This window comes from Rubrobacter tropicus (assembly GCF_011492945.1).
Classification (GTDB): domain Bacteria; phylum Actinomycetota; class Rubrobacteria; order Rubrobacterales; family Rubrobacteraceae; genus Rubrobacter_D; species Rubrobacter_D tropicus.
On the sequence record NZ_CP045119.1, the window covers coordinates 1420257 to 1443405 of the forward strand.

25 protein-coding genes and 1 tRNA gene are annotated in these 23149 nt (G+C 67.9%); 19 read left to right on the forward strand and 7 right to left on the reverse strand.

What is annotated here, in order from left to right:
- Positions 1 to 2: 2 nt before the first annotated feature.
- Entirely contained in the window at positions 3 to 953 is a 951-nt protein-coding gene (locus GBA63_RS06890; protein ID WP_166174683.1) for a GntR family transcriptional regulator, read from the reverse strand.
- A gap of 94 nt (positions 954 to 1047) precedes the next feature.
- On the opposite strand from GBA63_RS06890, the gene GBA63_RS06895 reads away from it, so the two are divergent.
- From GBA63_RS06895 to GBA63_RS06925, 7 genes are all read left to right on the forward strand, one after another.
- Positions 1048 to 1635: a hypothetical protein gene (locus GBA63_RS06895; protein ID WP_166174685.1), complete on the forward strand. Its 588-nt coding sequence runs from the start codon at positions 1048 to 1050 to the stop codon at positions 1633 to 1635.
- A 47-nt stretch (positions 1636 to 1682) separates the two neighbouring features.
- Positions 1683 to 1961, forward strand: coding sequence for an antibiotic biosynthesis monooxygenase (locus tag GBA63_RS06900; protein ID WP_166174687.1), 279 nt, complete (start codon positions 1683 to 1685; stop codon positions 1959 to 1961).
- 219 nt (positions 1962 to 2180) lie between these two features.
- Positions 2181 to 2702 (forward strand): AzlC family ABC transporter permease, encoded by a 522-nt coding sequence (locus tag GBA63_RS06905; RefSeq protein ID WP_407690832.1) that lies wholly within the window; start codon positions 2181 to 2183, stop codon positions 2700 to 2702.
- The gene (locus GBA63_RS06910; protein WP_166174689.1) at positions 2702 to 3007 is read left to right on the forward strand and encodes an AzlD domain-containing protein; all 306 of its coding nucleotides are present in this window, start codon (positions 2702 to 2704) and stop codon (positions 3005 to 3007) included. The genes GBA63_RS06905 and GBA63_RS06910 overlap by 1 nt, the downstream gene beginning before the upstream one ends.
- 25 nt (positions 3008 to 3032) lie before the next feature.
- Complete coding sequence (locus GBA63_RS06915; protein WP_228282341.1) at positions 3033 to 4592, forward strand: DNA-3-methyladenine glycosylase 2; 1560 nt, start codon at positions 3033 to 3035, stop codon at positions 4590 to 4592.
- Entirely contained in the window at positions 4589 to 5104 is a 516-nt protein-coding gene (locus GBA63_RS06920) for a methylated-DNA--[protein]-cysteine S-methyltransferase (protein WP_166174691.1), read from the forward strand. The genes GBA63_RS06915 and GBA63_RS06920 overlap by 4 nt, the downstream gene beginning before the upstream one ends.
- A gap of 22 nt (positions 5105 to 5126) precedes the next feature.
- The gene (locus GBA63_RS06925; protein WP_166174693.1) at positions 5127 to 6014 is read left to right on the forward strand and encodes a DMT family transporter; all 888 of its coding nucleotides are present in this window, start codon (positions 5127 to 5129) and stop codon (positions 6012 to 6014) included.
- On the opposite strand, the gene GBA63_RS06930 is transcribed toward GBA63_RS06925, so the two are convergent.
- On the reverse strand, positions 6011 to 6415 hold the full coding sequence (locus GBA63_RS06930) for a PaaI family thioesterase (RefSeq protein ID WP_207957115.1): 405 nt from the start codon (positions 6413 to 6415) through the stop codon (positions 6011 to 6013). The two genes, GBA63_RS06925 and GBA63_RS06930, sit on opposite strands and share 4 nt — an antisense overlap.
- Positions 6416 to 6522: 107 nt before the next feature.
- Here GBA63_RS06930 and mfd point away from each other — a divergent pair, with 107 nt between their 5' ends.
- From mfd to GBA63_RS06975, 9 genes are all read left to right on the forward strand, one after another.
- A complete protein-coding gene (gene mfd / locus GBA63_RS06935; RefSeq protein WP_166174697.1) occupies positions 6523 to 9681 on the forward strand; it encodes a transcription-repair coupling factor in 3159 nt (1052 codons plus the stop codon).
- A gap of 372 nt (positions 9682 to 10053) precedes the next feature.
- Positions 10054 to 11061, forward strand: coding sequence for a peptidylprolyl isomerase (locus tag GBA63_RS06940; protein ID WP_166174698.1), 1008 nt, complete (start codon positions 10054 to 10056; stop codon positions 11059 to 11061).
- A 224-nt stretch (positions 11062 to 11285) separates the two neighbouring features.
- Entirely contained in the window at positions 11286 to 12575 is a 1290-nt protein-coding gene (gene eno, locus GBA63_RS06945; RefSeq protein ID WP_166174700.1) for a phosphopyruvate hydratase, read from the forward strand.
- 1 nt (position 12576) lies between these two features.
- Positions 12577 to 14007 carry a pyruvate kinase gene (pyk, locus tag GBA63_RS06950; protein ID WP_166174702.1) on the forward strand — a complete coding sequence of 477 codons (1431 nt, stop codon included), beginning with the start codon at positions 12577 to 12579 and terminating at the stop codon, positions 14005 to 14007.
- Positions 14008 to 14126: 119 nt separating this feature from the next.
- On the forward strand, positions 14127 to 14306 hold the full coding sequence (locus GBA63_RS24295) for an FtsB family cell division protein (RefSeq protein ID WP_407690833.1): 180 nt from the start codon (positions 14127 to 14129) through the stop codon (positions 14304 to 14306).
- A gap of 137 nt (positions 14307 to 14443) precedes the next feature.
- Positions 14444 to 14896, forward strand: coding sequence for a DUF501 domain-containing protein (locus tag GBA63_RS06960; RefSeq protein ID WP_166174704.1), 453 nt, complete (start codon positions 14444 to 14446; stop codon positions 14894 to 14896).
- 34 nt (positions 14897 to 14930) lie between these two features.
- Positions 14931 to 15003, forward strand: a tRNA-Leu gene (locus GBA63_RS06965).
- 60 nt (positions 15004 to 15063) lie between these two features.
- Positions 15064 to 16023 (forward strand): nucleotidyltransferase domain-containing protein, encoded by a 960-nt coding sequence (locus tag GBA63_RS06970; RefSeq protein ID WP_166174706.1) that lies wholly within the window; start codon positions 15064 to 15066, stop codon positions 16021 to 16023.
- 100 nt (positions 16024 to 16123) lie between these two features.
- The gene (locus tag GBA63_RS06975; RefSeq protein WP_166174708.1) at positions 16124 to 16324 is read left to right on the forward strand and encodes a hypothetical protein; all 201 of its coding nucleotides are present in this window, start codon (positions 16124 to 16126) and stop codon (positions 16322 to 16324) included.
- A gap of 29 nt (positions 16325 to 16353) precedes the next feature.
- On the opposite strand, the gene GBA63_RS06980 is transcribed toward GBA63_RS06975, so the two are convergent.
- Both GBA63_RS06980 and GBA63_RS06985 read right to left on the reverse strand, forming a co-directional pair.
- Positions 16354 to 16641: a hypothetical protein gene (locus tag GBA63_RS06980; RefSeq protein WP_166174710.1), complete on the reverse strand. Its 288-nt coding sequence runs from the start codon at positions 16639 to 16641 to the stop codon at positions 16354 to 16356.
- Positions 16638 to 16880, reverse strand: coding sequence for a hypothetical protein (locus tag GBA63_RS06985; RefSeq protein WP_166174712.1), 243 nt, complete (start codon positions 16878 to 16880; stop codon positions 16638 to 16640). Before GBA63_RS06985 ends, GBA63_RS06980 begins: the two co-directional genes overlap by 4 nt.
- Positions 16881 to 17317: 437 nt before the next feature.
- Between GBA63_RS06985 and GBA63_RS06990 the strand changes: the two genes are divergently transcribed.
- Positions 17318 to 18538 carry a low temperature requirement protein A gene (locus GBA63_RS06990; RefSeq protein WP_166174714.1) on the forward strand — a complete coding sequence of 407 codons (1221 nt, stop codon included), beginning with the start codon at positions 17318 to 17320 and terminating at the stop codon, positions 18536 to 18538.
- Between the two features lie 31 nt (positions 18539 to 18569).
- Here the strand turns inward: GBA63_RS06990 and GBA63_RS06995 are convergent, their stop codons facing one another.
- The 3 genes from GBA63_RS06995 to thrS form a co-directional block, all read right to left on the reverse strand.
- On the reverse strand, positions 18570 to 19331 hold the full coding sequence (locus tag GBA63_RS06995) for a hypothetical protein (protein WP_207957116.1): 762 nt from the start codon (positions 19329 to 19331) through the stop codon (positions 18570 to 18572).
- 44 nt (positions 19332 to 19375) lie between these two features.
- The gene (locus GBA63_RS07000) at positions 19376 to 19780 is read right to left on the reverse strand and encodes a PadR family transcriptional regulator (protein WP_166174716.1); all 405 of its coding nucleotides are present in this window, start codon (positions 19778 to 19780) and stop codon (positions 19376 to 19378) included.
- A gap of 204 nt (positions 19781 to 19984) precedes the next feature.
- Entirely contained in the window at positions 19985 to 21781 is a 1797-nt protein-coding gene (thrS, locus tag GBA63_RS07005; protein WP_207957117.1) for a threonine--tRNA ligase, read from the reverse strand.
- Positions 21782 to 21972: 191 nt separating this feature from the next.
- Here thrS and GBA63_RS23120 point away from each other — a divergent pair, with 191 nt between their 5' ends.
- Together GBA63_RS23120 and GBA63_RS07015 are read left to right on the forward strand one after the other, a co-directional pair.
- Positions 21973 to 22308: a DUF2188 domain-containing protein gene (locus tag GBA63_RS23120; RefSeq protein ID WP_207957118.1), complete on the forward strand. Its 336-nt coding sequence runs from the start codon at positions 21973 to 21975 to the stop codon at positions 22306 to 22308.
- Between the two features lie 299 nt (positions 22309 to 22607).
- Positions 22608 to 23138: a calcium-binding protein gene (locus GBA63_RS07015; RefSeq protein ID WP_166174720.1), complete on the forward strand. Its 531-nt coding sequence runs from the start codon at positions 22608 to 22610 to the stop codon at positions 23136 to 23138.
- Positions 23139 to 23149 lie beyond the last annotated feature (11 nt).

Genomic DNA, 23149 nt, shown 5'->3' on the forward strand with positions numbered 1-23149 from the left:
CTTCAAGGGGTGGGTGGTTGGGCCCGGCGGAGCATGCGGCCCAGCATCTCGACGCCGCCCTTGTCGAGGGTCTGGTCTTCTTCGATGATCTCGAGGTCTTCCGGCACGCCGAGCTCCCGCAGCCTGCGGGCCGTTATGCTGGCGCACACGACCGCCCGGCACCCGTGCAGGTCCGGGATGGCCTCTTTTGCGTCCCGGTCCACGTAGGACTGCACGAACTCGAGGTGGTCGAGGCCGGCGCCTTCGAGCGAGCGGGAGAGGTTCTCCATGCACGTCCGACCCCATCCCACGACGCCCACGGTGGTCCCGGCGGGCAGGTCGGTCAGGCGGCGCAGGCTCTCGAGGTTTGCCTCAGCCAGGAGCGCCACGGTCTCCACCCCCAGGGGCTCCACGAGGTCCTGCACCTCGTGGACGTGGAAGAAGGTCGTGACTGCCATCGCCCAGGGCGTCTCCCCGTCTTCCGAGAGCCGCCCTGGCAGGTCCTCCAGGAGCACCCTCTCCACGTCCACCGGCAACTGCGCCTCGAGCTCGTCCGAGAACTGGTCGAGCGCCTCCCGCGTGCACTCGACGAAGAGGATCTTCGCCTTCTCCCGCGGCTCGGCGCCGGACCGGGCCAGGAGCGCGTAGGCCAAATCCTCCACGGGCAACCCCTGCGCCGCCGCGAGGTCCATCACCCGGTCGAGAACGTCGTCCTTCATCTCGATCGCGTCCACCGGCGGCTCCAGCACGTACATCCCGCTGCCGCGGCGGCTCTCCACGAACCCCTCGCGTTCGAGGTCTGAAAATACCCGCGCCACCGTGTTGCGGTTGATGCGCAGGTAACCCGCCATCGCCCTGATGCTCGGCAGCCGGCCCCCGACCTCGAAACCGCCCGTCATGATGAGGTGCTTTATCTGCTGCTCCAGCTGCAAATGCACCGGTACCCGACTCTTCAAATTTATCCGCAAATCCATGAATTATCCTATTGTCCTATGTCGCTATGTCAATTACAATTGTCCTAGTCGAATAGGGCAATTATACAGCAGGCGCATTGCCCGGAGGTGAGCGGTGTACGGGATGATGGACATCGAGTTGGCGAAGGAGCGGCGTAGGGAGCTAATCGAGGAGGCTGAGGGTATGCGGCTCGCCCGGATAGCGGGGGCGGCCGGGGCTGAGAAGAGGGTTGGGACAGGCATCGGGGTTCGCTGGGGGATGGCCGCGGACGAGGAGGCGGTCGCCGACCTCTTGCAGCTAAACGGTATGCCGCGGTGGGTCGCTTTCGAGGAGCGGTTCATCGTTGCCGAGAAAGACGAGAGACTACTCGGCGCGGTGCGCTACAGGACCGAGTCGAAGCGGCTACTTCTGGGGCTGCTGGTGGTAGATCCCTGGGAAGGTGAGCGTCGGACGGCGCGGGCGCTCTATTCCGGGGCGGTCGGGTTGGCGCGGGATCTCGGGGCGTCCGAAGTTCTCGCGGAGTCGGTGACGGGCGCGGATTACCCGGGAGAGGCCGGGTACTGGCGGGCCGGACGCGGGTGGAGGATACCCGTGTCTTCGGAAGGCGGTGGAGGACGCGTGGGCTTCTGGCGCGCGCTGGTGCACCTGTTGGGCACGAAGGCGGCGTTGCCGTTCTACAGGATCCCCCGCCGGGGTCGATGACTGGGAGAGCGCGGCCAGCCGTCGCAAAGCGGAAGTCTGGAGGGGGCATGATCGCGAGGATCTGGCACGGCGTGACGGCCGCGGTGAAGCCCGACGAGTACCTCGACTACCGCGCCGCTGAGGGGAACCGGGGCGTCTACGTGCTGCGCAGGATCGAAGCCGACCGGGCCCACTCTCTGACGGTCTCGTTCTGGGAACCCGGGGCGAATACCGTGAAGCTCGCCGGCCCCGACCCGGAGAAGGCGAGATACTGCCCCGGGGACGAAAAGTTCCTCCTCGACTTCGAGGCGGGGGTGGAGCACTATGAGGTCGTCGCCGAACCGTAGGGCGGTCAATCTGCACAACGCGATGGGGGATGGTCTCTTGGGTCGAACATCTGGGGTGAAGCAAGGCGGGGAAGCGGCAAACCCTCGGGAACGGTACTACGCCGGGGCCAGGGTCGCCCTTCCGTTCGCCCTCGTGACGGGCGTGGTGGGCGTCTCCTTCGGGGTCCTCGCCGGCTCTTTGGGCTGGGGGCGCTGGCGGCCATCGCCTCCTCCGTCTTTATCTGCTCCGCATCCGCCCAGTTCGCGGTGGCCGCGGTTCTGGGTTCGGGCGGGGGGCCGGTCGCGGCAATCGCCGCCGCCGTGCTCCTGAACGCCCGTTTCGGGCCGATGGGGTTGGCCGTCGGGCCCTACCTCAAGGGCGGGCGGTTGCGGCGCGCGCTCGAAGGACAGACCGTGATCGACACCTCCTGGGCCCTGGCCAGCCGGGGCGGGGGACGGTTCGACCGCGAGTTCATGATCGGGGCCAGCGTCCCGCAGATAGTCGCCTGGGTCGGGGGCACGGCCGTCGGGGTCCTCGGCGGGGACCTCGTCGGAGACCCCGAGAGGCTTGGCCTCGACGCCATCTTTCCGGCCTTCTTTCTGGTTCTCCTCGTCGGAGAGATCCGCAACGGAGGGTCGGCGCTCGTCGTGGCGGTTCTCGCCGCGGTCCTGGCCCTCTTGCTCGTCCCCGTGGCACCCCCCGGCGTGCCCGTGATCGCCGCCTGCGTGGCCGCGCTCCTCGGTCTGAGGAGGACGTTTTGATGACGCTCTGGTTCACGCTGCTCGCCGTCGCCCTCGCCAACGCCGCGATCAAGGCCTCGGGGCCGGTGCTCGCCGGGGGGAAGGAGCTCCCGGCGTGGGCGAACGCCGTGATCCCGCTCCTCGCCCCAGCCCTTCTCGCGGCCCTCGTCGTCACCGAGACCTTCGGCGACGACGGCGCGCTCGTCCTCGACGAGAAGGCCCTCGGCGTAGGGGTGGCGGCCATAGCCCTCGCGCTGCGCGCGCCGGTGCTCGTCGCCGTCTTCCTCGCGGCCCTCACCGCCGCCCTGGCCCGGGCCTTCGGCTAACCGGGTGGATGCGCCGTCCACGGCCATGTCCGATTTCCGCCAGAAAAGGGATGGTGGGGGTGGCACAATCGGGGGCGTGATCGGGGACTTCGACAGCAGGTACAGGGCGGTCAGCAGCCGCGACGAGCGTTTCGACGGGTGGTTCATAGTGGCCGTGACTTCTACCGGGATCTACTGCCGCCCGAGCTGCCCGGCCGTCACGCCCAAGAGGAAGAACGTGCGCTTCTACCCGACCGCAGGCGCCGCCCAGTACGCCGGCTTTCGGGCGTGCAAGCGCTGCCTGCCGGACGCCGTGCCCGGCTCACCCGAGTGGGACGTTCGGGCCGACGCCGCCGCGAGGGCCATGCGCCTCATCTCGGACGGCGTCGTCGACCGCGAGGGCGTCTCCGGCCTCGCCGGACGCCTGGGATACACGGAGCGCCACCTGCACCGGCTCCTCGTGGCGGAGCTCGGCGCGGGGCCGCTCGCGCTGGCCCGGACCCGTCGGGCCCACACCGCAAGGCTCTTGCTCGAATCGACCGGCCTGCCCATTACTCAGGTCGCCTTCGCCGCCGGCTTTTCGAGCATCCGGCAGTTCAACGAGACCGTGCGGGCCGTCTTTGCGGCGACGCCCGGAGAGCTTCGGAGGGCGGGGAGGCGCGGCGGGGTTTCGGAGGGTATGGAGCGGGGTGAGATCCACCTCCGACTCCCGTACCGCGAACCTCTGGATATCGGCGGCCTTCTGGATTTCCTCGGCGCCCGGGCCGTCCCCGGCATAGAGTCGTACGAAGGCGGCGTCTACCGGCGGACCCTCAGGCTGCCCCACGGCGCCGGAACCGTCGCGCTTTCGGCCGGCGAGGGGCGCATCAGATGCGTCCTGCGCCTCGAAGATCTGCGGGACCTCGGCGCGGCGGTGCAACGCTGCAGGCGGCTCCTCGACCTCGATGCCGACCCTGTGGCGGTCGACGGGGCTTTTGCGGCCGACCCGATTCTGGGGCCGCTCGTGGCCGGACGCCCCGGTCTTCGGACGCCCGGCGGCACCGACGCCGAAGAACTCGCGGCGAGGGCCGTGCTCGGCCAGCAGGTCTCCGTGGCGGGGGCGAGGACCCTCGCGGGCAGGCTGGTCAGGAACTGCGGAGACGGCCTGCCTGTGAGTTTGCAGGATCCCGCCGAGACGCTCACGCACCTCTTCCCCGAACCGGCCGCCATCGCGGAGGCCGGGCCCGATCAATCGGGGCTGCCGGGGGCCAGGCACGAGACCCTGGTGTCTCTGGCGGGCAGCCTGGAGCGTGGGGAGGTGCTGCTGGACCCGGGCGCAGACCGTGACGAGGCCCGGCGGCGGCTCCTGTCGCTGCGGGGGATCGGGCCGTGGACCGCGTCATACGTCGCGATGCGGGCGCTCGGGGAGCCCGACGCGTTCCTGCCGACGGACCTCGGGGTGCGCAGGGCGCTCGCGCGGCTCGGCCATCCCGGCAACCCCCGGGGCGTGGAAGCGCTGGCCGAACGCTGGCGTCCCTGGCGCTCCTACGCCGTGCAGCACCTGTGGAAGAGCCTCGGAGGCGCCCCCAAAGAGAAAGAAGCACGTAGAGAGGAGACGGTCGCATGAACGTTTACGCCGACGCGGTCGAGTCGCCGGCCGGGGAACTGGCCTTCGCCGTGGACGAGGAGGGGGCCCTTGTCGCCCTCCACTTCGCCGAGGGCGAAGGCGGGCACTCCATGGAAGAGGCGCTGGAGGACGAGGGATTCCGGATTTTGCACGACGGGGCGAGGACCGCCCCGGCGCGGGAGGAGTTGCGGGAGTACTACGCCGGCGAGCGCCGGGAGTTCGGGTTGCCGCTCTCGTTCGTCGGGTCCGAGTGGCAGAAGGCCGTGTGGATGGAGCTCACGCGCATACCTTACGGGGAGACGCGGTCGTACGGGGAGATAGCGGACAGGCTCGACCGACCCGGCGCCGCCCGCGCCGTCGGACGGGCAAACGCCACTAACCGGCTGCCCGTGGTCGTGCCGTGCCACAGGGTCATAGCGGCGGACGGCTCGCTCGGCGGGTTCAACGGGGGCTTGCACCTCAAGGAGCGGCTGCTGGAGCACGAGCGTCGCGTGCTCGGATCGGGGTCTTGAGCGCCGCAGAGAGAAGCGCGGCTTGAGCTTCAAAGACTTCGCGGCCCTGATCTCGCTCGGCGCCCTCTGGGGCGCGTCGTTCCTGTTTATCCGGGTAGCCGTGCCCGCGCTCGGGCCCTTCGTCCTCGTCGGGCTGCGCGTCGGGCTGGCGGCCCTCACCCTCGCGCTCTTCGCGGTCGCGACGCGACGGGCGCTGAAGCTGCGGGGTTTGTGGGCGCCCTTGCTGTTCGTGGGGTTCGCCAACACGGCGGTGCCGTTCTCCCTGATCTCGGCCTCCGAGCTGCACCTCACCGCCTCCCTGGCCGCCATCCTGAACTCGACGACCGTCTTGTTCACGGCGCTCGTCGCCGCCCTCTGGCTGGGGGAATCGTTGACGCCGAAGAAGATCCTGGGCGTGCTGCTCGGCATCTTCGGGGTCGCGGTGCTCGTCGGCTGGGACCCGCTGCCGCTGAGCCCCATCGTCCTGCTCTCGGTCGCCGCGGTGCTCGGGGCTTCCCTCTGCTACGGGGTCGGGGCGGTCTTCACCAAGCGGGCCTTCGTCGGCGTCCCGCCGCTCACCCTCGCCGTGGGCCAGCAGACGGCCGCCGCGGGCATCATGATCCCCATATCCTTCACGGACCTGCCGAACGAGGCGCCTTCCGTCTCGGCGGCGCTCTGCGTGCTGGCGCTCGCCGTCCTCTCGACCGCGGTCGCGTACCTGCTGTTTTTCCACCTCATCGCCAGCGCGGGGCCCACGGCCACCTCAACCGTCACGCTCATAGTGCCGGTCTTCGGCCTGATCTTCGGGGTCCTGTTTCTCGGCGAGCCGGTAGGCTTCGGTACGCTGGCCGGCCTCGCCGTGATCCTGTTCAGCGTCGTCCTCATCACGGGTATCGGTCTCGGAAGGGCCGAAAAAGCCCCGGCCCACTAACTCGGGTAGAGCACCATCTGCGTGCAGCGGAAGAGCGCGAGGGTCTTCTCGGGTCCTTGTACGGTGGCGTCCCACACCTGGGTGGTGCGACCGCCGTGGACGAGCCGCGCTTCGCACCAGATGGTCCCCTCGCGGGCCGTGCCGAGGAAGTTGCTCTTAAGCTCTATCGTGGTGAAGCCCGTCGATCCCTCGGGAAGGTGTACGAACGTGCCGTAGCCGCAAGAGGTGTCCGCGAGCGCCACGACCGTCGCCGCGTGCAGGTAGCCGTTCGGCGCCAGAAGCTCGTCCCTCAATTGCAGCCGGCTGGAGATGGAACCCTCCGCCGCCTCCACTATCTCCAACCCGATAAGCCCCGGCAGCGCGCCCTCGCCGCGCCTGTTCAGATCTTCAACAATCCCCACAGCTTGGTCTCCCACTCCCGCCGATAAGAAGACCATTGTCTCAAATAGCGGATAGCTGACGGCTTCTCTTCACATTGTTTTTGCTCGTGAGCGGGTAGAATCCCCCGGTGAGCGAGAAGACCAGAACCAGGCTCCTGCGCGCCCCGCGCAGGGTTCGCTCTTACCTTGCGGCGAAAGCGGGTTCTCCCGTACTGCTGCTCGCGGCGAGCGAGGAGGCGGCGGAGCGTTACGCTGGCGAGGCCGCGGTGTTTACCGACGGGCCGGTGGTCCATCTTCCTTCGCGCGGCGTGGCGTTCGGGGACGTGTTCGAGCCGGCGGTCACGCGGGTCGGCCGGCGGCAGCGGGCTTTGAGGTCGTTCTCTTCGGCCAGGCTCGTGGTGGCCGGTCCGCTCGCTTTCATGGAGAAGACGCCGCTCCACGAGCCGCTAGCGCTCTCGGGTGGGACGGAGATCGAGCTCGACGAGACGCTCGAGAGGCTCGTCGGCCTGGGTTACGAGAGGGTTGACCGGGCCTCGCGTCCGGGCGAGTTCGCGGTGCGGGGTGGGATCGTGGACGTCTTCCCGAGCACCCGCCGCTCGCCCGTGCGGGTCGAGTGGTGGGGCGACGAGGTGGAGAGCGTCCGCGCCGTCTCCCTCGCCACCCAGCGCGTCGTGCGCGAGCTCGAAGGCGTTACCGTCTACGCCGCCCGCGAGGGGGACCTTGCCGGCCTCGCCGCCGCGGCCGGGGACGGCTACCCGGAGGAGGCCCGCCGCGGGGCGCGGGTGCCGGGCCTCGACCGCCTCCTCGCCGACCTCGACCCCGTCTCGCCGGCCGATCTCGTGCCGGACGGGTTCGAGGTGTGGCGCGAGGGGGCGCAGGAGGGGTTGCCCGAGGGGCTGGAGGACCTAGTCCGGGAGATGTACGACGAGGCGCCGCCCGCCGCGGACGTGGAGTTCTCGCTCGACGAGGAGGGGGAGGCAGTCGAGGCGCCGCCGGTCGCGGCGTTCGCCACCACTTTGCGCGAGGCGGCGCGAAGGCTGGACGCGCTGGTCGAGGGTGGGTTGGCCGTCTTCGTGGCGTGTGATTCCGGCGGGGAGGCGAGGAGGACCGTCTACGCGTTCGGGGAGATCCACCGCACCATGCGCGAGGCCGAATGGGTCGACCCGTCCCTCCCGCCGGGCCTCTACGCGGTGCCCGGCCCCGTCGAGGAGGGCTTCACGTACCCCGAGGACGGCGTCGCGGTCGTGCGGCGGGACGCGCTGCTCGGCCGCAGGCGCGAGCCGAAGCGCCGCCCCGGACGGGTGGTCTCATCCTTCGCGGACCTGAAAGTGGGCGACCTCGTCGTCCACGCGGCGCAGGGCATCGGGCGGTTCGAAGGGCTCGTCGCCAAGGAGGTCCTCGGGGCGACGCGCGACTACATGCAGGTCACCTATCGCGGGGACGACACGCTCTTCGTCCCCTACGAGCAGATGGAGCTCCTCCACAAGTACATAGGCGGCGAAGGCACGCGCCTGGACAAGCTCGGAGGCTCGACCTGGGCCCAGGTAACCGACAGGGTCCGCAAGAGGGTAAAAGCGCTGGCCGGTGAGCTCCTCCGTCTCTACGCTCAGAGAGCAGCGGCCCCGGGCTTCGCCTTCCCGCCCGACGCCGAGTGGGAGCGCGAGCTCGAGGAGAGCTTTCCCTACCAGGAGACCACCGACCAGGAGGCGGCCATAGCCGCCGTCAAGACGGACATGCAGAGGCCCCACCCGACGGACCGCCTGGTCTGCGGAGACGTCGGCTTCGGTAAGACCGAGGTGGCGGTAAGGGCCGCCTTCAAGGCGACGCTCGCCGGCAAACAGACCATGATGCTCGCGCCCACCACGATCCTGGTGCAGCAGCACGAGCGGACCTTCGAGAAGCGCCTCGGCTCCTTCGCCGTCAGGGTGGAGAGCCTCTCCAGGTTCACCAAGCCCGCCGAAAGGCGACGCATCCTCAAGGACTTCGCGGAGGGCGAGGTCGACGTGCTCATAGGGACGCACGCGTTGCTCGGGGCGGAGGTCTCGCCGAAGGACCTTGGCCTGATCATCGTCGACGAGGAGCAGCGCTTCGGGGTCAAGCACAAGGAGCGGCTCAAGGAGTTCAAGACCAGCGTGGACGTCGTGACGCTTACGGCCACCCCGATCCCGCGCACCATGCAGATGGGCCTGGCTTCTTTGCGGGACATAAGCGTCATAGAGACGCCACCCGCCGGACGGCGCAGCATCCAGACGCACGTGGGCCCCTACGACGAGGACCTGGTCCGGCGGGCCATCGAGCGGGAGGTGGCCCGTGGCGGGCAGACCTTCTTCGTCCACAACCGCGTCGAGAGCATAGACGAGGTCACGGAGAGGCTCCGCTCGCTGGTGCCCGACGCGACGTTCGTCACGGCGCACGGGCAGATGCCCGAGCGGGCGCTCGAAGGCGTGATGGGACACTTCCTCGAAGGCCGGGCAGACGTGCTCGTAACTACCACCATCGTCGAGAGTGGGCTGGACGTGGCGAGCGCCAACACGCTCGTCGTGGACCGGGCCGACGCGATGGGGCTCGCGCAGCTCTACCAGTTGCGGGGCAGGATCGGGCGCTCCAGCCAGCAGGGCTACGCTTACCTCTTCGCGCCCCTCGGCGCCACCGTCGAGTCCCAGAAGCGCCTCGAAGCCCTCATGGACTTTACCGAGCTCGGCAGCGGCTTCGCCATCGCCATGCGGGATCTGGAGATCCGGGGCGCCGGCAACCTCCTCGGCGCCGAGCAATCGGGCCACATAGCGGCCGTGGGCTTCGAGATGTACCTGCAGCTCCTCGAAGAAGCCGTCGCCCAGGCCAGGGGAGAGTCGCAGAAGCGGGAGGAGGGGCGGCCCGTCATCGTGGAGTTGTCCCTGGACGCGTACCTGCCGCCCGAGTACGTGATGGACGAGATCGAACGCGTCGACCTCTACCGCCGCGCTTCGGGCACCTCGTCCCTCGCCGAGGTCGACGACCTCGCCGAAGAGCTAACGGACCGCTTCGGCGCGCTGCCCGAGCCGGCCATCAACCTGCTCGGCATCTCCCGCGCGAAGGTCTTGGCCCGCAAGATCGGGGCTACCTCAGTGAACTTCCGATCCGGCACGCTCTCCGTCTCGGGCGTAACCGCCGGTCCCGTGGAGTCGGCCCGGATCAGGAAGCACACCGGCGGCACCGTCGGCGGCAGGGAGGGCCGGGTCACCGTCAAAGACTCCGACCTCGGCCCGCTGGAACTCGCCGAGGCGACGTTGCGCCTACTCTCCGAGTAGGCAGCACGCTCCGCCCTACGGGCAGCTTGTCAGCCCGGCGCCGTTGGCGCCTTTCAGCCCGCTGCAGCCTTCGGCTTCCGCTCTCGGCACGCCTCCCTGCGGGAGGCTTTCAGCCGGTCGTCTGTGCGCGTTACGCCTCCCGGTACCCAAACCGTCCCGCCCCGCGCTGCCCGCCCGGCCCGTGCGCAACAAGAAGCTGAAAGCGGAGGCGACAGCCGGAGCGTGCTGAGAGCGAGGACTGCGAAGCAGGCCGATGCGTGCCGAGAGCGGGGCCCATAGGGCGAAGCGTGCCGAGAGCCGGCGAAGCCGGCGTGCTGATATAATCTGCCGCGGTTCTTGGAAAGCTATCCCGACAGCGAGGTTCTCGTCGCTTTGAGCAAGCATCTATCTTTGAGGGCGGTCTTTGTCCTGTGCGCGTTGATTCTGGTCTCCGTGGTTGGCTGCCAGCCCGCCGACACGACCGCCAACTCCGATTCGGGGTCCAAGAAGGTGGCGACTTACGAGGGCGGCGAGGTGACGGAGGGCGAGTTGCAGCAGTTCGCCCAGCAGAGCGGGCTCGGCGAGCTGGACCCGAGCTCTCCAGAGTACGAGACGGCCGTCCAGCAGGTGATGCCGCAGCTCGTGGGCATCGAGATCGCCAAGACCTACGCCCAGGAGGAGGGCATCACTGTCTCGGATAAAGAGGTGGACCAGGAGCTCGAGACCATAAAGCAGCAGGTCGGCGAGCAGGCCCGCGCCTCGGGGCAGAACCTGGAGAACCAGGAGGCCTTCGACCAGGCGCTCGAAGAGAACAACATCTCCGAGCAGGAGCTCCGCCAGGACATCAGGGAGAACCTCCCGGTCCAGCAGGTCCAGGAGCGGGTATCCGGCAACGCCGAGCCTTCCCGGGACGAGGTCCAGAAGTTCTACGACGACAACAAGACCCAGTTCACCCAGCCGGCCCAGCGCTGCGCCAGGCACATCCTCTTCAACAAGGACCAGAAGGAGAAGGCCGAAGAGGTCAAGGCCGAGCTTGAGAACGGCGGGGACTTCGCCGCGCTCGCCAAGGAGAACTCGCAAGACCCCGGCAGCGCCGAGAAGGGCGGCGACCTCGGCTGCCTCGGCAAGGGCGAGACCGTGCCCCCCTTCGAGGAGGCCACCTTCGCCGCCGAGCAGGGTGAGATCGTCGGCCCCGTAGAGACCGAGTTCGGCTACCATCTCATCGAGGTCACCGAGATCCGCGAGGAGCAGACCCAGCCCCTCGAGGACGTGGAGGCCCAGATCACGGACCAGCTAGCCGCCACCCAGCAGGAAGAAGAGTTCACCAAGTGGCTCGACGAACAGAAGAAAGAGCGCAACGTGAAGTACCTGCCGGGCTACAAGCCTGCCAGCCAGGGGTAGCGGTTCGCTGCGCGAACCGCGCTGACAGCTGTCAGCCATCAGCTTTTTATCGGCTGGAGAGACTTCATGGCGAGAAAAGTCGTCCTCCGGTGGCGCAACGTGGTGCCAGGGCGTAGAGTTACGGAAAGCTAGTCAGCTTATCGGTAGAAAAAGGCGGTTTCGGGTACTATCCGAAAAAAGCTGAAAGCTGATGGCTGATGGCTGACAGCTAAAAAGGGAGGATGATGACGGAGATCGTCGCGGTCCACGGAAGGGAGATCCTGGACTCACGGGGAAACCCCACGGTCGAGGTCGAGCTCGCCACGGTTAGCGGCTTCGTCGGCCGCGCCTCGGTCCCTTCGGGGGCCTCGACGGGCGCGAACGAGGCCGTGGAGCTCAGGGACGGGGACAAGTCGCGCTACGGCGGCAAGGGCGTCTTGAACGCCGCCGACAACGTGGACACGGAGATCGCGCAGGCCGTCATCGGGCTGGACGCCGCCGACCAGCGGACCCTCGACCTCGCCATGATCGAGGCCGACGGCACCCCCAACAAGGGCCGGTTGGGGGCCAACGCCATCCTCGGCGTCTCTCTCGCCGCGGCGAAGGCCGCGGCCGAAGCTTCCGCGCTTCCTCTGTACAGGTATCTTGGCGGGGCCGGGGCGCACGTGTTGCCCGTGCCTTGCGCGAACATCATGAACGGCGGGGCGCACGCGGCGAACAACGTGGACTTTCAGGAGTTCATGGTCGTTCCGTTCGGGTTCGACCGGTTCGACGAGGCGCTCCGGTCGGTGGCCGAGATCTACCAGGGCTTGAAGAAGCTGCTCGGGGAGCGGGGCCTCTCCGGCGGCATCGGGGACGAGGGAGGGTTCGCGCCCGACCTCGAGAGCAACGGGGCGGCGCTCGCGCTCATCGCTGAGGCGGTGGAGCGGAGCGGGTACTCTTTGGGGGACCAGATCGGCTTTGCCCTCGACCCGGCCGCCTCGGAGTTCTACGAGAACGGCGAGTACAACCTGGCCGGCGAGGGGCGCAGGCTATCGAGCGGCGACATGGTCGACTACTACGCGCAGCTGTGCGACCAGTACCCGATCCTGAGCATCGAGGACGGCCTCGGGGAGGACGACTGGCAGGGCTGGGGGGCCATCACGGAGAGGCTCGGGGACCGGGTCCAGCTCGTCGGGGACGACCTGTTCGTGACGAACAAGGAGATCCTGGCGCGGGGCATCAGGGAGGGCGTCGGCAACTCCATCCTGGTGAAGGTCAACCAGATAGGGACGCTAACCGAGACGTTCGAGACGATGGAGCTCGCGCACAAGTCCGGGTACACGACGATGGTGAGCCACCGCAGCGGCGAGACCGAGGACGCGACGATATCCGATCTGGCGGTGGCGGTGAACGCCGGCCAGATCAAGACCGGCGCCCCCGCCCGCACGGACCGGGTAGCCAAGTACAACCAGCTTCTCCGCATCGAGGAGGCGCTCGGCGAGTCGGGCTCCTACCCAGGGCGCGCGGCCTTCAACCCGAGGGTGAAGGGCTAGCATGGCCGCCCGCCGGACGAAGATAGTCGCCACTCTGGGGCCAGCCACCTCCTCCGAGGAGAACATAGCGAAGCTCGTGCGGGCCGGGGTGGACGTTACGAGGTTCAACTTCAGCCACGGCGACCAGAACATGCACCTCAAGAACGCCAAGGTCGTGAGGGACACGGCCAGAGAGCTCGGGCGCAACGTCGCCATCCTGCAGGACATCCAGGGGCCGAAGATAAGGACCGGTGAGGTCGAGGGCGGCACGGAACTCGTCGCCGGCAACAGGGTGACCATAGCCGCGGGGGACTTCCTGGGGGACGCGAGCCGGCTCGCGACCTCCTACGACGCGCTCGCGGAAGACGTGCGTCCGGGCCACAGGCTGCTCATAGACGACGGCCTGATCGGCCTTCGCGTCGAGAGCATCGAGGGCACGGACGTCGTCTGCGAGGTGCTGGAGGGCGGGCCCGTCTCCTCCCACAAGGGCCTGAACTTCCCCGACTCGAACCTCTCCATAAAAGGGCTCACGCCCAAGGACGTCGAGGACTTGAGGTTCGGGATGGAGGAGGTGCAGCCCGACTGGGTGGCCGTCTCGTTCGTCAGGACCGGGGACGAGGTGCGGGAGGTAAAGGAGAGGATCAAGGAGTTTGGCGGGAACGCGCCCGTGATCTCCAAGATAGAGAAGCACGAGGCCATAGAGAACATCGAGGACATCATGAACGCCTCCGACGGCATCATGGTCGCCCGCGGCGACCTCGCCGTCGAACTCTCGGCCGAGCGGGTCCCGATAGAGCAGAAGCGGATGGTAGCGAGGTGCCGCAGGCTCGGCAAGCCCGTAATAGTGGCGACGCAGATGCTCGACTCCATGATCCGCAACCCAAGGCCCACCCGCGCCGAGGTCTCCGACGTGGCCAACGCGATCTTCGACCGCGCCGACGCGGTGATGCTCTCGGGGGAGACGGCCGTCGGACGCTACCCGATGCAGAGCGTGCAGGAGATGGAGCGCATCTGCCGGGCGGCGGAGGGCGCCATAAACTACGGCCGCGACATCCCGTCGTCCGCCTCCTGGGGCCGGGGCGACCGCTACGACGCCGTCACCCACGCGGCCTGCGAGCTCGCCGAGGACCTGGAGACCGAGGCCATACTGACCTCGACCCAGACAGGGCTTTCGTGCATAAGGGTGGCGAGGTTCAGGCCGCCGAACAAGATCCTGGCGATAAGCCCCATAGAGCACACCGTTCGTATGCTCGCGCTCGTCTGGGGCGTTACCTCCATCCTCGGCGAGCAGGCCGGCTCCCTGGAAGACCGCTTCGCCGGGGCCATAAGGGCCGCCAGGGATGCGGGGCACCTGCAGGATGGCGACGAGGTGATCCTGACCGGCGGCACGGCGGGCTCGGTGCCGGGCTCGACCAACGTCGTCGAGGTAGTGACCGTGGGGGAAGAGACCTGAGGGGAGGTTGAGGCCGGGCCGATGAGCGTGCCCCGGAGATTAAGGCCGGTAGCGGTGCTTCTCTACGCCGCGTTCGTCGGCCTCCTCCTGGCCTCCTACATCTCCCTTTAGAGAGCATAATCTCCGGCCGCGCGGACGTCGCCGCCCTGGAGCAAAAGCTCGAAGAAGCAAAGATCCACAACACCGAACAGCAACGCCTCGTAAAGGACCTAAACACCCCGGCCGGTATCGAGCGCGCCGCCCGCGAGCGGTACGGGATGATAAAGCCGGGCGAGAAGGTCTACATAGTCTCCGACTAGGCTTCAGGTTGCAGGTTTCAGGCATTAGGGAAGGATCTTGAGGGCGATGACGCTAGTAGGAAACTGGCGCTTGTGATGGGCCGCCGTCTGCGGCTTGGTGCGGTGCCCGCCGGGGTTTACCTAAGAGCTGAAGCCTGATGCCTGATGCCTCGCCTGATCGCGAAGCGGTCACGCGCCAGCTCGGGCGTGAGCCCAGACCTTTCCGGGTTGCGGCGCGGTGCCCGTTCGGGACGCCAAGCGTTATCGAGAACGAGCGGGCGCGGAACATGCCCACGAGCTTCTGGGTTACGTGCCCGAGCCTGGTCGCCGAGATCTCACGCGTCGAGTCCACGGGCGGCGTCAGGGAGGCGGGGGAGGCGGTCGGTGAGGAGGCCGTCGAGGCGATTCACGAGGAGCACCGCGCCCTCTACGGTACGCGGGTCGCGGGCGTCAGGGAGGGCGGAAACGTGAAGTGCCTGCACGCGTTCACGGCCCTGCAACTCTCCGGCGCCATCCCGAACGCCGTCGCGGAATGGACGCTCGGGCGGCTGGAGAGGCCTTATCCCGAGAACGCGTGTTGCACCCGGGTATTCGAAGAGCAGAAAAGCTGACTGCTATACTCGTGATGCGTTTCGCGGCGCGTGCGGGGGCGTAGCCCAACGGCAGAGGCAGAGGACTTAAAATCCTCACAGTGTGGGTTCGAATCCCACCGCCCCTACTCAGCAATGGGACCTTTGGGCCGCCCCGTTTCCGAGATCTAAGGTAAGGAAGGCATCCAATGACCCATCCCGTCAACCCGCTCGAGAGCGTACCCGACCTCGTTCGATCTGGGACGGTGTTCCTCTCCTACCGGGGTTCGGAGTCGCACGGGACTACGCTTCCGCCCGAGGACGAGTTCGGGACGGACGACGTGGACCTGATGGGCGCTTTCGTGCATCCTCTGGAGCACTACTTCGGTTTCGGACGCCGCCAGACGCTTGAGCGGTGGGTCGGGGAGTACGACATCGTCGAGTACGAGCTTGGCAAGTTCGTCTCGTTGTTGCTCAAGAGTAATCCGAACGTGATCTCGCTTCTCTGGTTGCCGCCGAGAAGCATCCTCGTATCCTCACCGGCCCACGAGAGGCTGATCGAGAACAGAAGCCTCTTCGCTTCGAAGGCCGTCTACGATTCGTTCTGCGGCTACGCCAACGGCCAGCTTCGGCGTATGACCCGTCTGGTGGATAACAACCCGGAACGCGAGAGGGAGATGGAGGCGTTGAACGCGGAGCTCCAGCACCGCAGAGACATGGAGCGGGTTCATGGCCCTGGCAACCACGCCCGCGGCATCTACGGGGAGTGGTCCGCGAAGAAGCTAAGGAAGCGGCTCAACGACCTGCGCGGAGTCTCCGGGTACATGGGGGAGAAGCGGCGCAGAAACGTAGAGCGGTTCGGCTACGACGTGAAGCACGGGGCCCACGCGATCCGCCTCCTCCGCATGGGGGTGGAGTTCCTTCGCACGGGGGAGTTCCGGGTGGACAGGACCGGCGTAGACGCGGAGGAGCTCAAGGAGATCAAACGCGGACTGTGGACCCTCAAACGCGTCCAGTCGGTGAGCGAGCGGCTCTTCACCGAGGCCGAAGATGCCCTCCGCGCCTCGAACCTGCCGGAGAAGCCAAGCCGCGAGGGGGCCGAGGAACTGCTCGTCGGCATCCTCAAGGAGCAGTTCAAGGTCTCGCCCGAGGACGCCTCGTGGCGCTGATTTTATCGCGGGGATGCGCCTGACCCGCCACGGGCGCACCATGATTCTGGGCGAAAGGATTGGCCCGCTCCCGCGGGAGCTGGGATAGGAGGCAAGCATCGTGTCGGGCAACGGAGAGATCAAGGAAGCCGCCGACCGCGTTTTGCGCGAGGTCGTCGAGCAGGAGGGCGGCGTGCCTGGCGTGGTTGCGATGGCTACGACAACCTGCGTTCCGTCGAGCGCCGTCAGCTATCAGCGCGCTGCGGCTTCGCCTCCGCTTTCAGCTGTCAGCGGTCAGCTTTTTGGTTTTGCTGAAAGCTGACCGCTGATACCTTTAGACCGCTTTGGGGATCAGGCTTCGCGCAGGACGGCGAGGCCCCGGGCGGTGATGCGGCGCGAATCGACGGCGGAGTAGGGGTCTCCCTCGATCCAGCCGGCGACCTCCATGAAGTCTTCCAGGGCCGCGGTGCGCGCGGCGTCGAGGTCGAGCTCTTCGGCGCCGACGCCGAGGTCCATCTGGGTTACCTTGCCCCAGATCTCGACCTGACGCCTGTACGCGGCGCACAAGAGCTGCCGGGCCTCCTCCCTCATCCCGGCCTCCTGGGATACCCTCGTGTCTTTGCGCGTCTCTTCGGTCACGCGGACCTCATGGGGAGCTGGTGGGCGGGGGCGTCGGAGATCGAGATGCGGTCCACAGGCCACGGCACGCCGACCGCCTCCCGGTTCGAACGCCAGGCGGCCCTGTACTCGTCCTCGGTGGCGACCCAGATCACCACCTCCCCGGTCTCGGAGGTGAGGGGGCAGGAGATCGCCCTGAACCCCTGCCGCCGCGAGCCGTCTTCCAGCAGCAGGCCCACGCACTGGCCGGGGTCCGGCACGCGGGTAACCTTCCCAAAGAAGGGGAGCCGTATCATCGCCACTTCGATCCCGTCTGAAACATCTGCCTCGCGCAAGAAACCCCACGTTTCGGTGCCACATCCCGGGCGCTCGACCGCATGATAACCCCCTCGCGAACCCCGCGAGACCGCCGAACGACGCGCGGAGACCGCCTTTGCACGAGATGTGGTGTAAGCCCGACCCCGCCCGCGCCACGCGTTGGGAGCCGAGAAAAATCCGCCTCGATGCGACGCCCCGCCGTCGTTGACGCCTGTTCCGGTCAGCCGCCGGCGACGTTCGAAGCTCCGAGCCGGCCCTCGCGCTCGGGCTCTCGCGGGACGCCTCGACCGGACGTATCGGCGGGTTGAGGGTAGCGTTTCGGTGCCGGTTCCGGCTGTGGGGCGATGTTGGCGTCTTTCCGGGATAGAATGGTCTTTCTATGGACCATTCACGGCGGCGGACCAGCGGGGAGGGGCGGAGGGCTACCACGCTGGAGCTCTTCTACGACCTGGTGTTCGTGTTCGCGATCACGCAGGTCTCCCACCTCCTGCTGGAGCATCTGACGTGGGCCGGGGTCGGGCAGTCGTTGCTGGTCTTGCTCGTCGTGTGGTGGTCGTGGAACTACACGACGTGGGTCACCAACGAGCTCGACACCGAGGCAATCTCCGTGCGCCTGTTGATGATCTCCTTGATGCTCCTGAGCCTCCTGATGTCGGTCGCGATCCCGCAAGCTTTCGAGGAGCGGGCGCTGCTCTTCGCCGGCTCCTACGTGGCTATTCAGGTGGGACGCCACATCTTTCTCACGTTTATCGCGTACGGGCCGGGTACGGTAGAACGGGAGCGTGCCGGTCGCATCCTTACGTGGTTCGTCGTGGCGGGCGTGCTGTGGATAGCGGGCGCACTGGTCGACGGGCCCGCGCGCGTGGTCCTCTGGCTGGCGGCGCTCGCGCTAGACTACGTAGCGCCGCTCGTCCTCTACTGGGTGCCGGGACGCCGGCGGCTCGCGGGCGCCACGTGGAGCGTGGGGACGGAGCACTTCGCGGAGCGCTTCCAACTCTTTATCATCATCGCGCTCGGGGAGACCATCGTCATCACCGGGGCGACGACCTCCGATCTGGACCTGGGATGGGCGAGGCTCGCGGCGTTCGGGATGGCCTTCGTCACGACGGCCGCGATGTGGTGGCTGTACTTCAACTACGTGGCCAGGATCGCGCAGCGCAGGCTCGAGCTCTCCGAGGACCGCACCACGCTCGCCCGCGACGGCTACACCTATTTGCACGTCCTCATGGTCGCCGGCATCATCGTCTCGGCCGTCGGCGACGAGCTGGTGATCGCGTACCCGAGAGAGGTCCTGGCTCTCCCCGAGATCGCCGTGGTCGTGGCGGGGCCGGGGCTATACCTCCTCGCCCACGCCCTCTTCCGCCGCAGGATGACCGGCTCGTGGGGCAGCAAACGCCTCCTCGGGGCGGCAGGATGCCTCGCCGTGGGCGCCGCCGGGCCCTTAGTGCCGGCGCTCGTGCTTGCCGGGCTCGTCATCGCGGTGCTGGCGGCGGTGATCGCCTCGGAGCACGTCGCCGCCGTTCGTCGCACCCGCCGCGGCGAACCCACGCCCCTCGAACGCCTCGAAGCCTCCGCGAACAGGGGCGAGCCTACCCCCTGACCCGACCGAACTTCGACCGCCGGCGCGCGGGTCAACCCTCCGGCGCCGCGCCCGCGGGAGTCTGCCGCCGCGCGGCGTACCGGAACAACCACGCCGATCCTACGAACAGCGCGACGAAGAACCCGTTGAGGGCCAGGATCTCTGCCGGCGGGCTCCACGGGGAGCCCAGCCCGAAGATCAGCGCGATCCCGGCGACCGACGCCTGAGCGAGCGCCGTCGCGAGCAACGCGCGTACCATCCCGCGCGGCCTGAAGCGCGCGACGATCGCGCCGATGATCCCGACGGCGAGCACCCCGACGTACATCGAGTTGGCAAGGTTGTCCTCAGACCCGATGACGCCAACGGCCAGGTTGATCCAGACGAGCATGAATGCCGCCGCGAGCGCGACGCCGACGGCGGCCCGGTACGCGATATTACCGGCCTTCCTCGCTGCCAGCACGTACGTGAGACCGGTGCCGAAGATGAGGGCGCCGGCGATAACGAAATCGGCCAAATCCCAGGCCCATTCCGCCAACAAGGGCAGCAACAATATGAACGCCGTCGCGAGCGCAAGACCGCCGACGGATCGGTACGCGTTTCTGGCCGACATGGTGCTCCTCTCCTTGAGCGCGGTGTAGAGCAACTCCGGCAGGGTGCGAACCCACAACGCCGCCAGGCCCAGGCCGCCGCCGTCCTCCAACTCCTCGCGGCACAGGTCCCGAAAAAGGCGGACCATCTCGTCGCCGTACTCGTCTCGAAGCCCGCGTGGGTAGGCCCGCAGGAGCGACCGGTAGGCCCGCCCCGAGACCCCCACGGCGCGTTCGCGCCCTCCCGGGCGCGGTCCCCCCGGAGGGGCCACTACGCCCCCTCCGGGCTCGGCTTCGGCGCGGGGAAGGCGCCCTTCTCCCGCGCGGCGCGCACCAGGCCGTCGAGCCTTTCGACCTCCGCCGCCAGGACCTCGCCGCCGAAGCCGGTGAGGCGGTAGTAGCGGCGCCGCCCGTCGTCCGGGGCTTCGCCGGGGTCGGGTCTCTCCCCGGACTCCTCGATCACGCCGCCCTCCTTGAGGCGCTTGATCGCCCCGTAGAGCGTGCCCGGCCCCAGCCGCACCCTCCCGCCGGTCCTCTCCCTGACCTCCAGCATGATCCCGTATCCGTGGCGCTCCCCGTCGGCCAGCGCCAACAGGACGTTCAGCGCCACGGACGTCAGGGGCAGAAGGTCCCCCGGATCGCCCGAGCGTTCCCCTGGCACTTCCCCACCACCCATGACACCACCCCTCTGCGTCGCTCTGTCTCTCGATGCATCGTAACACGATGCATTTCCTACGGCATGGTACGCAGCTTCGGGACGCCTGTCAAGACGCCCGGAACCGCGGCAGCGTGTCCGCTCTACGGGGGATGTATAGGTTTCACTCGCTCGCCCCGCTGCGGCGGTGGGCGGCATCGCACGGGGCCGTCGCGCGTTTGCGTTTTACAGGCCGGTCTTCGCCTCGACGATCTCCTGGATGTGACTCACGAAGGAGGACAGGTCGGTCATGCCCCGGTCTTCGTTCGTGCGGAGCCGCACGCTGACGCCTCTGGCTTCTTCCTCCCTGTCGCCGACGACGAGCATGTACGGGACCTTCTGTAGTTGGGCGTCCCGGATCTTGGCGTTCATCCTCTCCGGGCGGGCGTCGACCTCGGCCCGGAGGCCGGCGGTTGCCAACTCGTCGCTCACCTCGCGTGCGTAGTCCAGGTTGCGGTCCGAGACCGGGATGACGGTGGCCTGGGTCGGTGCCAGCCAGACGGGCAAGGCCCCCGCGTGGTGTTCGATCAGGAGCGCGAAGAAGCGCTCGATGGAGCCGTACAGCGCGCGATGCACCATGTAGGGGCGGTGCGGTTTGTTGTCCTCGCCCGCGTAGGTCAGGTCGAACCTCTCGGGCAGGTTGAAATCGAACTGGATGGTGGAAGCCTGCCAGCGGCGGCCCAGAGTGTCGAGGATACCTATGTCTATCTTCGGGCCGTAGAAGACCGCCTCGCCTTCGACGCGCCTGTACGGAAGCCCGCGCGCCTCCAGGGCCGCGGCAAGCGTGGACTCCGCCACCTCCCAGTCGGCCTCGCTGCCCGCGTACTTCTCGGGCATCCCCGGGTCGTGGACGCTCAGCTCCATCTCCGGCTCCTCGAAGCCGTAGGCGGCCAAAAACGAGAGGCAGAACCCGAGGACGCGGTCGATCTCCTGGTACATCTGGTCGGGGCGGCAGAACAGGTGGGCGTCGTCCTGGGTGAAGCCGCGCACGCGCAGCAGGCCCCGCAGGGTGCCCGAGGGCTCGTAACGGTAGACGGTGCCCAGTTCCGCGAAGCGCAGGGGCAGGTCGCGGTAGCTTCGGGGACGGCTGTTGAAGATCAGCATGTGGAACGGGCAGTTCATGGGTTTGAGGTAGTACCTTTCGTCCTCGACCCCGATCGCCGGGTACATCCCTTCCGCGTACCACTTCAGGTGCCCGCTCGTCTCCCAGAGGCCGGAGCGCCCGACGTGGGGCGTAAAAACGAAGTCGTAGCCCCCGGCCCGGTGCCTCTCGCGCCAGTAGTCCTCCATCAGCACCCTTACCAGCGCGCCCTTGGGGTGGAAGAGGGCAAGGCCCGGCCCGACCTCCGGCCTGATGCTGAACAGGTCGAGCTCGGCCCCGAGGCGGCGGTGGTCGCGCTTCTCCTCTTCCTCGCGCCGACACAGGTAGCGCTCCAGCTCCTCCTTGCCGGGCCAGACCGTGCCGTGGACGCGCTGGAGCATCGGGTTCTCCCCGCTCCCGCGCCAGTACGCCCCGGAGACGTCAAGCAGCTTAAAGCCGTCCGGGGGGATCTGGCCGGTGCGTTCGAGATGGGGGCCCAGGCAGAGGTCTTCGAACGTATCCTGCCCGTAGGTTGAGATAACGGCGCCAGGGCGGGCCTCGCCGTACTCGTCCTTGCCCTCGGCCAGATCCTCGATAGTCTGGAGCTTGTACGGTTGGTCTTCGAACAGTTCACGAGCCTCGTCGGCGCTGAGGACCCGGCGGCGGAACGGGTGGTCTTCCCGCACGATCCGGCGCATGCGCCCCTCGATCTCCGGCAAATCCTCTGGCGTCAGGGGGCTCGGAAGGTCGAAGTCGTAGTAGAAACCGTTCTCGAAGCGGTCGTGCGGCGGCCCCCACCCGAGCTTCGCCTCCGGGAACATCTCGGTGACGGCCTGGGCCATCACGTGGGCCGCGGAATGGCGCAGCCCGTAGGTTGGATCTTCGCGGTCCACGGGGACCATAGGAGCGCTCCTTCGCCGGTTTTTCGACCCGGTTTCCATCTTACAGAAACCACGGTTTCGGGTATACGACCGGGCGGGCAGTGGGTTCGTCCTCAGCCCCTGACCCACCGGCGGAGGTGTAACGATCCCGCCGCCCGCAAACGTCCAACCCCTTGAAGGCAACGATTGGCGCAAGAAAGGTGGGCATCGCGGTGGGCAAAAAGAAGAAGAGCAGCGGCGAGAAGGTGGGGGACAGGATCACGGGCCAGTTGACCGAGACGGCCGGGATGATGTCAGGGAGTGCGGACCTCGAGGCCGAGGGCCGCACGATACAGAGAAGCGCGGACAGGACCACCTACACGGTGACGGCCCGGGACGACGGGACCTGGGAGGTCCGAACCGAGGGCGCCACCCGCGCCACGAGCGTCCACGACCGCAAAGACGAGGCCGTCTCCAAGGCCAAAAAGCTCGCCGGAAACCGCGTCCCGAGCCAGCTCCTCGTCTACAAGCAGGACGGGACGGTACAGACAGAACAGACATACGGATAGAGCTTGTCAGCACGCTGCGCCCTTCGGGCTCCGCTCTCAGCACGTTTCGGCCTGCTTCGCAGTCCTCGCTTTCAGCTTGTCAGCTTTCAGCCGTGCGGGGCGCAACCGGGTAGCGACTTGCGAAGCGTTTCGGGTGTCGCTGGGCGTGACGTGTACAGACGACTGACTGACAAGTTGAAAGCGAGGGCCTGGCAAGGCCCGAAGCGTGCTGACGAGGCGCGAAGCGCCGGGCTGAAAGCCTGCAAAGCAGGCGTGCTAACCTGTAGGCGGTTCGTGGTCCGTCTTTCGGGAGGAGCAGGATGGGGCGTATGATGTTTTTTGCCGCGCTGACGGCGGGGTTGCTCGCCTTCGGCGGCGGGGCCGCGTTCGCCGCGGTCGTGCACGGGACGCCGGGCGTGGACGACCTCGTTGGCACCAACGGGCCCGACACGCTCCTCGGAGGGAGCGGGAAGGACTCGCTCGACGGCAGGGGCGGCGACGACCTGATCAGGGGCGAAGCCGGCGACGACACCCTTAGAGACCACGCGGGCGACGACGTGCTTCGTGGGGGGTTCGGGAACGACACCTTCGGGGGCAACCCGGGCAAGGACGAGATCCACGGCGGACCCGGCAACGACGTCCTGCTGGACGACGCCGGGGTGGACGCCTTCTTCGGCGGCGAGGGGAACGACGTCATCGGCATCCCCGGCTTCGGACCCGGACCGCCCTCCCTGCCGTTCGAGTCGGACTCCATCGCCTGCGGCCCGGGCAACGATCGGGTGATCGCCCACGCCGTCGACCGGGTGGCCCGGGACTGCGAGGACGTGGACATCGTCGGGGCCGCACGCTAGATGAGCCCTCT